The sequence below is a fragment of the Saccharopolyspora sp. SCSIO 74807 genome, from assembly GCF_037023755.1.
Lineage (GTDB): Bacteria > Actinomycetota > Actinomycetes > Mycobacteriales > Pseudonocardiaceae > Saccharopolyspora_C > Saccharopolyspora_C galaxeae.
In genome coordinates this window covers 2720243-2734004 of record NZ_CP146100.1, presented here as the reverse complement: position 1 = coordinate 2734004, position 13762 = coordinate 2720243, and the positions used below count along the sequence as shown (strand labels likewise).

Annotated in this window: 10 protein-coding genes and 2 tRNA genes; 4 read left to right on the top strand and 8 right to left on the bottom strand. The window is 69.9% G+C overall.

Annotated features, from left to right (window positions below):
• Positions 1-110: 110 nt before the first annotated feature.
• From prfB to V1457_RS12530, 5 genes are all read right to left on the bottom strand, one after another.
• Positions 111-1217 carry a peptide chain release factor 2 gene (gene prfB, locus V1457_RS12550; RefSeq protein WP_338603730.1) on the bottom strand — a complete coding sequence of 369 codons (1107 nt, stop codon included), beginning with the start codon at positions 1215-1217 and terminating at the stop codon, positions 111-113.
• Between the two features lie 99 nt (positions 1218-1316).
• Complete coding sequence (locus V1457_RS12545) at positions 1317-1814, bottom strand: PadR family transcriptional regulator (RefSeq protein ID WP_200072644.1); 498 nt, start codon at positions 1812-1814, stop codon at positions 1317-1319.
• Positions 1815-2764: 950 nt separating this feature from the next.
• Positions 2765-2838 (bottom strand) — tRNA-Met (locus V1457_RS12540).
• Positions 2839-3232: 394 nt separating this feature from the next.
• Positions 3233-3306, bottom strand: a tRNA-Met gene (locus V1457_RS12535).
• Between the two features lie 92 nt (positions 3307-3398).
• Positions 3399-6293: a UPF0182 family protein gene (locus V1457_RS12530; protein ID WP_200072643.1), complete on the bottom strand. Its 2895-nt coding sequence runs from the start codon at positions 6291-6293 to the stop codon at positions 3399-3401.
• Between the two features lie 187 nt (positions 6294-6480).
• Between V1457_RS12530 and V1457_RS12525 the strand changes: the two genes are divergently transcribed.
• Positions 6481-7002: a PPA1309 family protein gene (locus V1457_RS12525; protein WP_200072642.1), complete on the top strand. Its 522-nt coding sequence runs from the start codon at positions 6481-6483 to the stop codon at positions 7000-7002.
• A 244-nt stretch (positions 7003-7246) separates the two neighbouring features.
• Here V1457_RS12525 and V1457_RS12520 read toward each other — a convergent pair whose 3' ends face one another.
• Positions 7247-8272 carry a PDZ domain-containing protein gene (locus tag V1457_RS12520; RefSeq protein WP_307850259.1) on the bottom strand — a complete coding sequence of 342 codons (1026 nt, stop codon included), beginning with the start codon at positions 8270-8272 and terminating at the stop codon, positions 7247-7249.
• A gap of 142 nt (positions 8273-8414) precedes the next feature.
• Here V1457_RS12520 and V1457_RS12515 point away from each other — a divergent pair, with 142 nt between their 5' ends.
• Positions 8415-9890: a zinc-dependent metalloprotease gene (locus V1457_RS12515; RefSeq protein WP_200072640.1), complete on the top strand. Its 1476-nt coding sequence runs from the start codon at positions 8415-8417 to the stop codon at positions 9888-9890.
• Between the two features lie 123 nt (positions 9891-10013).
• On the opposite strand, the gene V1457_RS12510 is transcribed toward V1457_RS12515, so the two are convergent.
• Positions 10014-10556, bottom strand: a complete 543-nt coding sequence (locus tag V1457_RS12510) for a M48 family metallopeptidase (RefSeq protein WP_200072639.1) — start codon at positions 10554-10556, stop codon at positions 10014-10016.
• Between the two features lie 226 nt (positions 10557-10782).
• Here V1457_RS12510 and V1457_RS12505 point away from each other — a divergent pair, with 226 nt between their 5' ends.
• Both V1457_RS12505 and V1457_RS12500 read left to right on the top strand, forming a co-directional pair.
• Entirely contained in the window at positions 10783-10935 is a 153-nt protein-coding gene (locus V1457_RS12505) for a DUF5679 domain-containing protein (protein ID WP_200072638.1), read from the top strand.
• A 371-nt stretch (positions 10936-11306) separates the two neighbouring features.
• Positions 11307-12632 (top strand): AarF/ABC1/UbiB kinase family protein, encoded by a 1326-nt coding sequence (locus V1457_RS12500; protein ID WP_338603720.1) that lies wholly within the window; start codon positions 11307-11309, stop codon positions 12630-12632.
• Between the two features lie 69 nt (positions 12633-12701).
• Here V1457_RS12500 and V1457_RS12495 read toward each other — a convergent pair whose 3' ends face one another.
• Positions 12702-13571 (bottom strand): methyltransferase, encoded by an 870-nt coding sequence (locus V1457_RS12495; RefSeq protein ID WP_338603713.1) that lies wholly within the window; start codon positions 13569-13571, stop codon positions 12702-12704.
• Positions 13572-13762 lie beyond the last annotated feature (191 nt).

The following is a 13762-nucleotide window of genomic DNA, read 5'->3' as shown; positions in this document are numbered from 1 at the left end:
ACCCCGAGATCGGGGTTCCCACCGCAGGTCAGCGCTTGATCATCGGCCCGGTGGGCGATCGGCTCGGTTCACCCGCAAGGGCGGCGGGCCGCTCGGCCCGGCGGCGTCGGTCAGGCCGCGGCTTCCTGCTGGCGGCGCCAGCGGATGCCCGATTCCAGGAACCCGTCGATCTGGCCTTCCAGCACCGCCTCCGGGTTGCCGACCTCGTGCTCGGTGCGCAGGTCCTTGACCATCTGGTACGGGTGCAGCACGTAGGAGCGCATCTGGTTGCCCCAGCTCGACCCGCTGTCCTTGAGCGCGTTGAGCTCGGCGCGCTCCTCCTCCCGCTTGCGGGCCAGCAGCTTGGACTGCAGCACCCGCAGCGCGGCGGCCTTGTTCTGCAGCTGCGACTTCTCGTTCTGGCAGGAGACCACGATGCCGGTCGGCTGGTGGGTGATCCGCACGGCCGAGTCGGTGGTGTTCACGCTCTGCCCGCCGGGGCCGGAGGAGCGGTAGACGTCGACCCGGATGTCCTTCTCCGAAACTTCGACGTGGTCGGTCTCCTCCACCACCGGCAGCACTTCGACCCCGGCGAACGAGGTCTGGCGGCGGCCCTGGTTGTCGAACGGGGAGATCCGCACCAGCCGGTGGGTGCCCTGCTCCACCGACAGCGTGCCGTAGGCGTAGGGGGCGTTGACGCGGAAGGTCGCGGATTTGACGCCGGCTTCTTCGGCGTAGGAGGTGTCGTAGACCTCGACCGGGTAGTCGTGCCGCTCGGCCCAGCGCACGTACATCCGCATCAGCATCTCGGCGAAGTCCGCCGCGTCGATGCCGCCTGCTTCGGCGCGGACCGTGACCATCGCGGAGCGTTCGTCGTACTCGCCGGACAGCAGGGTGCGGACCTCGAGGGCATCGAGTTCCTTCTTGAGCCGGTTCCGCTCCTCGTCGGCTTCGGCGACGCTGGCCTGGTCGCCCTCGTCCTCACCGAGCTGGTAGAGCACCTCCAGGTCTTCCACCCGCTGGCGCAGGTCGGTCACCTTGCGCAGCTCGTTCTGCCGGTGCACCAGCTGGCTGCTGACCTGCTGCGCGTGCTCGACGTCGTCCCACAGGTCCGGCTTGGCGGCCTCGGCCTCCAGTTCGGCGATCTGCGCGCGCACTGCGTCCAGGTCCATGACGCTCTCGATGCCTTCGAGCGTGGTGGCCAGTTCCTTGAGGTCTGCGGCGACGTCGGGATTCACGGTGTTCAAGGGTACTTCACCAGCGGGCTCCGGCCCACGAGGACGGGCCCCGCGGCACCGGAAACGATTCCCCGGCCCACCGCGGGCCGGGGCTGCGGCTCATTCCGGAATGGCGTCGAGCAGTTTGATGATGGCTCGGTTGTGCGCGACGGTGAAGTCGGCCGCCGCCTTCTCGTACGGGTCGTCGGCGGCCTTGGCGGCGTTCTTCGCCTCGTCCAGCTTCGCGGTGTACTGCGCGCGGGCGGATTCGACGAGGGCGGTGCGCTGCTTGGCCGTCAACTGCCCGGCGTGCACCAGGCGCAGGATGAGCGGGCTGCGGACGTTGTCCGGCCCGGGTTCGGTGTTCAGCCAGGATTTGAAGGCGCGCTTGCCCGCGGCGGTGATCGCGTACTGCTGGCTGGAGCGGGGGCCTTGCTTGCCGAGCCGCAGCAGTCCGGACTCGGTTAGCGCGGGCAGTTCCCGGTACACCTGGCTGCGGGTCACGCTGAAGAAACCACCGAAGCGTTCGGTGGCGGCAGCGACGAGCTGCCCCCCGGTCTTCGGGCCGTCGTGCAGCAGCCCCAGCAGGGCGGCGGATGTCGCGTTCAGCTCAGTCACGAGTCCCACGGTGCCACGGCCCTCCTAGGCTGTCCACAATGGTCGGCCGTTCTGTCCACTGTGGTTGCAGCGGACTGCTCCGGGTGGACCAGCGGCCGTCTGCGGTGCGTGAGCGGATGCCTCCGTCCTGGCGTGCTCCAGGGCACATCGCTCTGCCAGAAAGGCGAACGGGGCGCCCGCCTGCTCGTTCCGGAGCCTGTGCGAAGAGTCCGCAGCGGCCTCCGTCGCTACCTGATCGTGCGGTCTACCTGCACGAAACGGTGCGGTTGAGCGCCAAATAGGACGGTCACTGCGCGTTACTCGACATGCTGTGCCGACTGATCGTCGTTCCGGCGGTCGTGTTCGGACGGAGGTCGAGGATGTGGCGCGGCGGCGGACTGCTCGGATTTTTCAGTTGTGTGCGCAAAAAATTTCGCTCCAGGCGTCACGTGTGCGCGGTGTGCACCCGCCCGATGCGCCCGCTGCCGGGTGTGGCGCCTGCGGATCGCCTGTGTTCCCCCGCGTGCGCCAAGATCTGGGCGCGCTCCACCCGATCTCCTTGACTCCCAACACTTTCCTCGCACTCGCACCGTCCTCTTACGCCACAAGCACCGCTCCCTTCCAACCCCCATACCCCAGAACACACCCCCACATGCCCGAATCCACAACCCGCGCCCCACGCGAGACCCATCGACTTACCGATGAGCCCGCAGCAACCCACCTCACACCGCGATGCGAAGCGAGCCCCGCAGGCCCACACAAGACACGCCAAGTCGAAGCGACCACGACTGCGACTCGACCGCCCCGCACATTGCTGGTCGCTCCCCAGGCCCCGTACTCGAAACGCAAGGAGCCAACGCGCCGCAACCACCGCACCGTGGGGGCCTACGGGGGCTCGGCCCCCGTACAAACACCGCCCCAAACGGGAAGAGGCCCCCGCCAACAGGCGAGGGCCTCAAACACACTACTCGTAGCGGGGACAGGATTCGAACCTGCGACCTCTGGGTTATGAGCCCAGCGAGCTACCGAACTGCTCCACCCCGCGCCGTCTTTCGTTGTTGTGCCGCTAACTCTACACCCCGGCGAACTCCCCCAACGCCCACCCCCTCCAAACCAGTCCCTGCCCTCTGGACACCCACACCACTCGCATCTCCACCGCAGCTCACACCCCTCCCACACCAAAACCCGCGGCACCAAACCACGCTGCGAAAGCGAGCCCCACAGCCCCACACACAACACACCGCAGAGGAAAACGAAGACGACTCGACCGCCCCGCACATTGCTGGTCGCTCCCCAGGCCCCGTACTCGAAACGCAAGGAGCCAACGCCCCGCAACCACCGCACCGTGGGGGCCTACGGGGGCTCGGCCCCCGTACAAACAACGCCCCAAACGGGAAGAGGCCCCCGCCAGTTGGCGGGGGCCTCAAACACACTCCTCGTAGCGGGGACAGGATTCGAACCTGCGACCTCTGGGTTATGAGCCCAGCGAGCTACCGAACTGCTCCACCCCGCGCCGTCTTTCGTTGTGCCATCAGCTTACGCGACGGCTCGTCGGGTGAAGAACCGGGGGGTGGGTCGCGTCGCGCGGCGACCCACCCCCCGGTCTCAGCCGCCGTTGCCCTGGAGTTGCTCGAACCGGGCGATGGCTTGGTTGAGCTGCTGGAACGAGGTGCCGAGGTCGCCGAGGTTGCCGGACTGCTGCGCGGAGCGGACCTGTTCGAGCGCGCCGCGGATGTCCGAGACGGCCTGCTGCAGCTCGGGTGTTGCTTGCTGCCCGGGCTGCCCGGGCGGTTGCTGCTGCTCGGGCGGTCGTTGCTGCTCCTGTCCGGGGCCGGTGGCGTCGCCCGCGCCTGCGCCGAAGATCTGTTCCAGTGCCTTCGGCAGGGTTTCGGCGAAGCCGACGTCGCCGCCGAACGAGACGAGCACCCGCGCGAGCTGCGGGTAGGAGTCCTGCTCGTTGCGCTGGATGTAGATCGGTTCGACGTAGAGCAGCCCACCGGCGACGGGCAGCGTGAGCAGGTTCCCGAAGATGGGGCGGACGTTGGGGTTGTTGAACAGGGTGCGGTTCTCGGTGACCTCCGGGGTGGATTCCATCTGGTTCTGGACCTGGTTCGGCCCGGCGGTCTGGGTGTTGGTGGGCAGTCGCAGCACGGTGAGCTTGCCGTAGTCGCGCGGGTCGGAGGAGGCCGAGACCCAGGCGGCCATGTTCTGCCTGCGCAGCGCGGTGAGCGCGCTGGTGAGCTGGAACTTCGGCCGGTCTTGGCCGGGGACTTGGGCGACGACGTAGTACGGCGGCTGCTGGTTGCCTTGCGCGGCGGAGCCGCCTTGCCCGTTGCTGGTGGGGTCCGGCGGGACTTCCCAGAAGGTCTGGGTGGAGTAGAAGTCCGCCGGGTTGTCCACGTGGTATTCGGTCAGCAGGCTGCGCTGGACCTTGAACAGGTCTTCGGGGTAGCGGAAGTGCCTGCGCAGTTCGGGGCTGATCTCGCTGGAGGGTTTGACGGTTCCGGGGAACACGCCTTGCCAGGCCTTGAGCACCGGGTCCTGGTCGTCGACGGAGTACAGGTCGACGCTGCCGTCGTAGGCGTCGACGGTCGCCTTCACCGAGTTGCGGATGTAGTTGATCTGCTGGTTCGGCTGGCGCTGCACCCCGGGCAGCGTGTCGTTGGTGGCTTCGCCGAGTTCGGTGAGTTCGGAGTACGGGTAGTTGTTCAGCGTGGTGTAGCCGTCGACGATCCACTTGATCCGGCCGTTGACCACTGCCGGGTAAGGGTCGCCGTCGACCTTCAGCCAGGGCGCGGCCTTCTGCACCCGGTCGCGCGGGTTCCGCTCGTAGATGATCTTCGAGTTGTCTCCGATGGCCTGGTTGAACAGGATGTTCCGCTCGGTGTAGTGCGCGGCGAAGATCAGCCGGTTGAACCAGTTCCCCAGCGGCACGCCGCCCTTGCCCTGGTAGGTGTAGGCGCTGCGGTCGGTGTCGTACTCCCGCGGCGCGTCGCCCGGGTCGCCGCCGACGATGGCGTAGGTCGACGCGAGTTCGCCGAAGTAGCTGCGCGGCTGGTCCACGGGGATCTCGCCGCGGCCGCCGTTGGCCACGTCGCTGACCGAGAACACCGGGTAGCCGCCCTGGGTGCGGCCTTCCTGGTAGGTCGAGTCGACACGGTCGGCCGGCGCGCTGACGAACCCGTTGCCGTGCGTGTAGACCATGTGCTGGTTGATCCAGGACTGCTGGTTGGCGGCCAGCCCGTTGGTGTTGATCTCACGCAGCGCGACCAGGTAGTCCTGCAGCTGCCCGTCCGGGCCGCGGTAGCGGTCCACGTCCAGCTTGTCCGGGAATCCGTAGAAGTTGTACTGCTGGGTGAGCTGGGTGAACGTGTCGGACAGCACGCTCGGGTCCAGCAGCCGGATGTTCGGGATGGTGCCGGGGTCGTCGGCGACCTGCTGCGGCTGCAGGTTCGTCACCCCCGGGTAGTCCTTGACGTCGACGTTTTCCGGGCCGATCTTGAAGGCGTTGCGGGTGGCGTCGATGTTGCGCTTGATCGACTCGGCTTCGCGCTGGTTGGCGTTCGGTTTCACGGAGAACTGCTCGAGCAGCGCGGGCCCGACCGCGCCGACCAGCACGCTGGAGAGCACCAGCAGCACCGTGGCCAGCGCCGGGATCCGCAGGTCGCGCAGGAACACCGCGGCGAAGAAGGCGCAGGCGCAGAACACCGCGATGCACAGCAGGATCAGCTTGGCGGGCATCAGCGCGTTCAGGTCGGTGTAGGTGGCACCGGTGAACAGCGAGTTGCGCTGGGACAGCAGCAGGTCGTAGCGGTCGAAGAAGTAGTCGACGGCCTTGAGCAGCACGAAGATCCCGGCGAGCACGGCCAGCTGCACGCGGGTGGGCGCGGCGAGCTGCCCGGCACGTCCCGCCAGCCGGACGCCGCCGAAGATGTAGTGCGTGACCAGCGCGCCGAGGAACGCGACGGTGACGGCGACGAAGCTCCACGACAGCAGCCACCGGTAGAACGGCAGCTCGAAGGTGTAGAAGCTGATGTCGTGGCCGAACTGCGGGTCGGTCTTGCCGAACGGGACGCTGTGCAGGAACAGCTGCACGGTCTGCCAGTCGGCCTGCGCCGCGAGCCCGCCGAGCACGGCCACCGCGACCGGGATGCCGATGGCGAACAGCTTCGGCCGCGCGCTGATCACCGTGCGGTACCGGGCGAGCGGATCTTCCGGGCCGCTGACCGGGACGAACACCGGGCGGGTGCGGTAGGCGATCCAGAGGTTCAGCAGCAGCACCGCACCGAGGAAGACCGCGGCGGCCGCGCCGAGCGCGACGCGGGTGAGCACCTGGGTGGTGAACACGCCGCGGTAGCCGACTTCGCTGAACCAGAGCCAGTCGACGTAGGCACCGACCAGGCTGGACCAGATCAGCAGCGCCACCAGCACGATCCCGCCGATGATCAGCAGGATCCGGCTGCGCCGGGACAGTTTCGGCATTCCAACCGGGGGCCGCATGGCCACAGCGCACACTCCAGGCGACGATCGACGGGCCGGCGGGGTGCACGGACCCCGCATGATGTTCAACTCTACGACGTCGCCGGGGGTTTCCCGGAGCGCACTCGGATTCCGGCGAATCCGGCATCTCGCCCGCAGGTCACGGCGGCTGCGCCGCGCCTGCGGTCCGGCTGCGACGATGACCGGCATGTCAGCCGCTTCCGGCGAGGAGCTCGCCGCCGCCCTGCCCGGTTCCGCCCGCGAGATCGAGGAGTTCGTGGCCGCCGCGGGCTGGGATCAGCCCGCGCAGATCTTCGCGCTGGTGCCGACCGCCCAGCTGCTGGCCAACGAGCCGAACCTGGCCGAGGAACTGGATCCGGAAGCCCCGCTGACGCCGATCGCGCAGGACTCGCTGCCCGCCGAGGACCTCGGCGACGCGCTGTCCCGGGTCGCCTGGCCCGAGCAGGTCGCCGGGTGCGCGCTGGTGCAGGAGATCGTGGTGCTGCCGCCGGAGGCCGAGGCGGAACTGCCCTCCGACGACGAGCAGGCGCGCGAGACGGCGGCCGAACATCCGGACCGGCAGGAGGCGCGGCTGGTCGCGGCGGTGCTGCGGGACGGCGGTGAGACCTGCGTGCTGCGGCTGCGCGTGGCCGAGGAGGGCGAGCTGATCCAGGATCCGTCGCTGGCCCCGAACCTCCTCCGGGCGCTGCATGAAACCTTCGCCGCCTGACCTTCCGCCGACGCGCCAGTGCTTCGCCCGATCACCGCGAACGCATGCGGAGTGAGCGGACCGTTCGTCCGAGTAGATTCGGCGAAAGTTCCGTTCACTCCGAACGATCAGGCTTGTCCCCGCGGCTCGGGATCGAGCCGACACGCCCGCGGCTCACTTGATCAGCGCATCGACGTGCCGAGTGAGCGGACCGCTGGTCCTAATAGATTGGGCGAGCGGTCCGTTCACTCCTGGTGAACGGTGGTCAGCAGCTCGGGGGTACGCCGCCTGCGCGGATGGTGTCGAGTGCCTTGGTGGCCTCGTCGAGAGTGCCCGCCCGAACCAGCTGCAGTCCGTCCGGAGCCTGCGACTTCGCCTCCGCGCAGTTGCCCGCGGGCACCATGAAGATCGTCGCGCCGGCTTCCCGGGCCATCGTCATCTTGAACGGGATGCCGCCGATCGGTCCGACCTGGCCGGTGTCGGTGATCTCGCCGGTGCCCGCCACGAACTTCCCGCCGTTTAGCTCGCCCGGCGTCAGCTTGTCCACGATGGCCAGCGAGAACATCAGTCCGGCCGAGGGCCCGCCGACGTCGGCGAGGCTGATGTCGATGCGGAACGGCACGTCCGGCTGCCCGCTGGCCGCGACCCCGAGGAACCCGTTCGGCCGCCCGTCCGGCGCCGGGGCGAGCGGCACCGGCACGGTGCGCGGCGCTTCGTCGCCGTGCCGGAACGTCAGCTGCACCGCCTGGCCCGGCGGGCTGCCACCCACCGCCGCCTGCAGCGCGGCCGCGTCGGTGATCGGCCGCCCGTTGACCGACAGGATCTGGTCCCCGGCGTCGAGCACCGCGTCCGCGGGGCTGCCCTTGACGACCTGGCCGGCGACGACCTTCGTCGGATAGCCGAGGTGGCGCAGCGCCGCGGTCTCCGCGGAGGTCTGCGAGTCGTTGAACGCCTCGGTGTTCTCCTGCTCGATCTGCTGCTCGGTCTTGGTCGGCGGGTAGTAGACCTCCCGCGGCGCCAGCGCGTAACGGCCGCTGACCCACATCCCCAGCGCGCCGAGCAGCGAGAGGTGATCGGCGACCGACACCGTGGTCATGTTCAGGTTCCCGGCCGTCGGGTAGGTGCGCTGCCCGTCGATGTTGATCACGGGCGTGCCGCCGTCCTCGCCGAGCGTGTTGTACGTCGGCCCCGGTCCGAGCGCCACGTAGGGCACCCGGACGAAGCCGCCGAGCAGCCCGAATGCGACGACGAGGACGACGCTGATCAATAAGGTCCAGGTACGACGGGTCACGAGCCGACAGCGTACGTGTTCGCCGTGCGCGAGATTCCCGCCGCCGGGTGCGCCGCCGATCAAGCCACGAGCTGCGAACATCCGCCGAACCGGGCAGGTGAGCGCCTTATCCGCGCACGCCCCGCCCGCGTACGGTGGAAGCATGAGTGACACGCCGTTCGGGTTCAGCCCGCAGGATCCCGACGACGACCGCGACAAGCGCGACTCGTCGGAAGGGCGCTCCGAGGGTGGCGCCGGCGATTCCGGGCAGCAGTCCGGCTTCGGGTTCGGCTTCGGCTCGCTGCCCGGCGGTTCGGGCGGACCGGGCGGGATGCCGAACTTCGACATGGGCCAGCTCGGGCAGATGCTCACCCAGCTCGGCCAGGCGCTGAGCCACTCCGGGCAGCCAGGTGGTTCCGGTTCCGGGCCGGTCAACTACGACCTGGCCAAGCAGCTCGCGGTGCAGCAGTTGCACAACAACCAGCGCACCGAGCGGCCCAGCCAGCAGCAGGTGAAGGGCATCGAGGACGCGATGCACCTGGCCGAGCTGTGGACGGATCCGATGACGGCGCTGCCCGCCGGAGTGCGCTCGGTCAAGTCCTGGTCGTCGGTGGACTGGGTGGAGCAGACGCTGCCGACCTGGCAGCGGCTGTGCGACCCGGTGGCCCAGCGGGTGTCGAGCGCCTGGCTGGAGGCGTTGCCGGAGGAGGCCAAGCAGGCGGCGGGGCCGCTGCTGTCCATGCTCGGGCAGATGGGCGGACTCGGGTTCGGTTCGCAGCTGGGCAACAGCCTCGCCGAGCTCGGCGCCGAGGTGCTCACCTCCACCGACGTCGGCCTGCCGCTGGCGCCGGAGGGCACCGCCGCGCTGCTGCCCGCGAACGTGCAGCGCTTCGTCGAGGGGCTGGACCGCCCGCTCGAAGAGGTCACCTTGTTCCTGGCCGCGCGGGAGGCCGCGCACCACCGGCTGTTCAGCCACGTGCCGTGGCTGCGGCAGCGGCTGCTGGCCACCGTCGAGGAGTACGCGCGCGGCATCCAGGTCGACACCTCCTCGCTGGAGGACATGGCCAGCAAGATCGACCCGACGGATCCCAGCTCGATGCAGGAGCTGATGGGGTCCGGGATGCTCGAGCCGAAGAACACCCCGGAGCAGCAGGCCGCGCTGACCCGGCTGGAGACGCTGCTCGCGCTGGTCGAGGGCTGGGTGGACGTGGTCGTCTCGGACGCGGTCAGCGACCGGCTGCCGGGAGCGGACGCGTTGCGCGAGACGATCCGCCGCAGGCGCGCCAGCGGCGGGCCCGCCGAGCAGACCTTCGCCACGCTGATCGGCCTGGAGCTGCGGCCGCGGCGGCTGCGGGACGCGGCGAACCTGTGGCGGCTGATGACCGAGCGGCACGGCGTGGACAGCCGGGACCGGGTTTGGGACCACCCCGACCTGCTGCCGAGCGCGGCCGACCTGGACGAGCCGTTGGACTTCGCCGATCGCTGGGGCGCGAGTTCCGACCTGGACGACCCGATCGCCGCGATCAAGCGCGCCGAGGCGGCCGAACAGGACGAGGCGAAGCAGGACGAAGCGGGCCAGGACGGCGGCGAGCAGGGCGAGAACGACCAGCAGGGCCGGGACGACCAGCAGGACAAGTGACGGCCGCGTCGCCCGCACACAAACCGGCGCCGCGGAGTGAACGGCCTGTTCGTCCCACTAGCTTGGTCGAACGGTCCGTTCGCTCGGAAAGCGCGGGGCGCCGTTGTGGCTGCGGCGCCGGCATCAGTCCACCGGATCGCCGTCCAAGGTCAGGTCCAGGTTCGCCGCGGCGGAGAGCCCTTCCAGGTAGCCCACGGCGCGCTCGGTCTTCGGGTAGCGGTTGACCCACTTCCAGAAGTCCGCGCCGTGCCCGGGAACCAGCAGGTGCGTGAGTTCGTGCACCAGCACGTAGTCCAGCACCCAGCTCGGCACGTCGCGCAGCCGGTTGCTGATCCGGATGGTCTTGGAACTCGGCGTGCACGAGGCCCAGCGGGTGCGCATCGGCGGCACCCAGCGGATCGAGCGCGGCTCGGCGCGATCGTCCAAGTACTGCTCGGAGAGTTCGCGGCAGCGCTGCACCAGCGCCTCGTCCGACTCCCGCGCCGGTGACCGGCGGCGGGTTTCGCTGCGTTGCAGGCGGCTGAGCATCTCGGCCACCCATTTCTTCTCTTCTGCCCGGCTCATCCGTGCCGGGAGCAGCACCACGACCTTGTCGCCATCCCGATACGCGCTGACGGTCTGGCGGCGGCGTTTGCTGCGGCGCACCTCGACCTGCGGTTCTGCCACGAGATCCGACCCTAGCGACCGACACCGACAGCGGGACACGGCTGTGAGCATTTCCGCAGCGCCTACTCGGCGTGATCCCCTAAAGCGTTACTCCATTCGCCCGAACATGCGATCACCGTAATGCAGTGCTAGCGATTCGATCGCCGGTACGGTTCCCTGCGCGGCCCGGACCGGGCGGACCGGCGGCGCGAGGCGCCGCTGCCAGCACGACACGAAGGAGAGCGCCGTGGCCGAGACCTACAACGGTTACTGCGTGAAGTGCCGGGAGAAGCGGGACTTCTCCGGCGAGATCACGGAGACCAACGGCCGCCGGATGGCCAAGGGCACCTGCCCGGTGTGCGGCACCCGCATGACCCGCATCTTGGGCAAGTCGTCCTGAGCGCCTGCCGCCCGAGCTCGGCGCAGCTGGTCGGTCGGCTCGCGTAGGGCGTCGGCGCCGGCATCGCGAGACGACGGCGCAGAGCCCGCGGCGGCGCCGGTCGCGCACCTGGTGGGAGCGACCGGCACGAGCACCACCGCAGCAAGCGTGGTTCCCGAGGCACGAATCGTCACCCACGGCAGGCCGTCGATCTTGCCGCCGCGGCCGCAACGGGCGGCGGCAAGATCGACAGCCGGGCCGGCGGGCGGTTCCGGCGCGATCGAGATCCCCACAAGCCCTCGGTGAACCACTACGATGTGCTCCGGCCCCCCGACACTCGACAACTTTTCGTTCCTCGGGACGGTTCTGCTGCGCTGCGCAAAGGAGCCTTCGTGACCGACATCCCCCGCCGGGCGGCGCAACGCACCGCCAAACTCGCGAGCCTCCCGCTTGGCGTGGCCGGGCGGGTGGCCGCCGGCTGGGGCAAGCGGCTCACCGGGCACACCTCGGAAGAGATCAACGCGGAACTCTCCGCGCGCACCGCCGAGCAGCTGTTCGCCGTGCTCGGCCAGCTCAAGGGCGGTGCGATGAAGTTCGGCCAGGCGTTGAGCGTGTTCGAGGCCGCCGTGCCGGACGAGATGGCCGAGCCGTACCGGGAGGCGCTGACCAAGCTGCAGTCCGCCGCTCCCCCGATGTCCGGGGACAGCGTGCGGCGCGTGCTCGACACCCAGCTCGGGCGTGCCTGGCGGGACCGGTTCGCCGAGTTCGACGACGAGCCCGCCGCCGCTGCCAGCATCGGCCAGGTGCACCGCGCCGTCTGGCACGACGGCCGGGACGTGGCGGTGAAGGTGCAGTATCCCGGAGCGGCGGAGGCACTGCGTTCGGACCTGCGCCAGTTGAGCAGGTTCTCCCGGTTGTTCCAGTCGCTGGCGCCGGGCGCGGAGATCAAGCCGCTGCTGGCGGAGCTGCAAGACCGGATGGTCGAAGAGCTGGACTACCGCACCGAGGCCGCCAACCAGCGCGCGTTCGCCACCGCGTTCGCCGGCGACGACCTGGTCCGGGTGCCGAAGGTGCTGGCCAGCGCCCCGCAGGTGCTGATCACCGAGTGGGTCACCGGGAAGCCGTTCGCCGAGATCATCGCCGACGGTACGCAGCAGGAGCGCAACGAGGCGGGACGGCTGCTGGCCGAGTTCCACTTCTCCTCGCCGCAGCGTTCCGGGCTGCTGCACGCCGATCCGCATCCCGGCAATTTCCTGCTGGGCGAGGACGGCCGGTTAATCGTGATCGACTTCGGCGCGGTCGCCCGGCTGGCCGACGGCCTGCCGCCGGTGCTGGGGCGGATGATGCGGCTGGCACTGGAGGATCGGGCGGACGACCTGCTGAGGCTGCTGCGCGAGGACCGGTTCGTGCAGACCGACAGCGCGCTGCGCGCCGAAGACGTGATCGCCTACCTGGGCCCGTTCGTGGACCCGGTGCGCACCGAGCGGTTCCACTTCAGCCGCGAGTGGATGCAGCGGCAGGCCGAGCGGGTCGGTGATCTGCGCAGCCCGGACTTCCGCACCGGCCGGTCGTTGAACCTGCCCCCGGACTACTTGCTGATCCACCGGGTCACGCTCGGGGCGACGGGCATCCTGTGCCAGCTCGACTCGGAGTTCGCCGCGCGCGAGATCATCACGCGCTGGCAGCCCGGTTTCGCGGCCGAGCCCGCGCAGGACTGAGCCGACCGCAACCGCCTGCCTGCGGCGCCGGCCGGTGCGGCTACCGGCGACGGACGGCCGCGCCGGACCTCAACCGGCGGGTTTGCCGCCCACGTGGACCGTGTCGGCGACCAGGTAGTACACGTCGTCGCGACCGCCCACGTAGTGCGGGCCGTCCGGGTCGAGCAGCGCGTCGACCGCGTCGAGATCTTGCTGCGCGACCCGGCCCTCCGCGCCGCGGCGCAACCACTCCAGGCGTTCCAGGACGGCCGTGAACGCCGGACCGGACACCGGCGCGGGCCGGTCCACCAGCTGCGTCCAGGAACGCACCCGCTCGAGACCGGCCTCGGCCAGCGCGCGGGACCAGCCGAACGGCATCCGCACCGAGCCGCCCATGTCCGCCCGCATCTCGCGGAACCACTCGGCCCGGGCCGCGGCCAGCCGCAGCTCCAGGCCCGGTTCGGCCAGCCCCACGTCCCACGGCAACGCCCGCGGTTCGAGCCCGGACTCCACGATCGCCAGCTGGCCGCCCGGCCGCACCAGACTCGCCAGCCGCCGCAGACCGGCGACCTGGTCCGGCAGGTGGTGCACCGCGCGGGAGGCGAACACCAGGTCGGCCACACCGACCTGGGACAGGTCACCCGCAGCTACATCGACGGCGACCGAGCGCACCGCGACGCCGGAGCCCGCCGCGGCGGCCGCGTTGCGTTCGCCCTCCGCCAGCAGCTCCGGCGCCGAATCGACCAGCACGACCGTGCCGCCGGTGTCCCACAGCGCATCCGCGAACGCCGCCGACATGCCGCCCGCCCCGGAACCCACGTCGATCACCGAACGGTCCTGCTTGCGCAACAGCGCCCGCGCCAGCTCCGCGGATTCCGGTGCGAGCAGTTCGTCCCGTTCCCGCAGCGACGCGATCTTGTCGTTCCAGTCGATTCCGTCGTGCGAATGCGAATGACCCATGATCGCGCACTTTACGGCCAAGCCGCGCGTTGTCGTGCGCGGTCCGCGCGTTTCTGCGCGAACCGCGCCAACTTGCGCCACCAGCGCCCCGCGGTGCACGCGCGGATCATCCGGGCCTGCCGCGCTTCCCGCAGGAGGTCGTGTTTTCGGGATCTCGCCAGTTCTTCTGGAATGAGCATCGTGATCGCTTC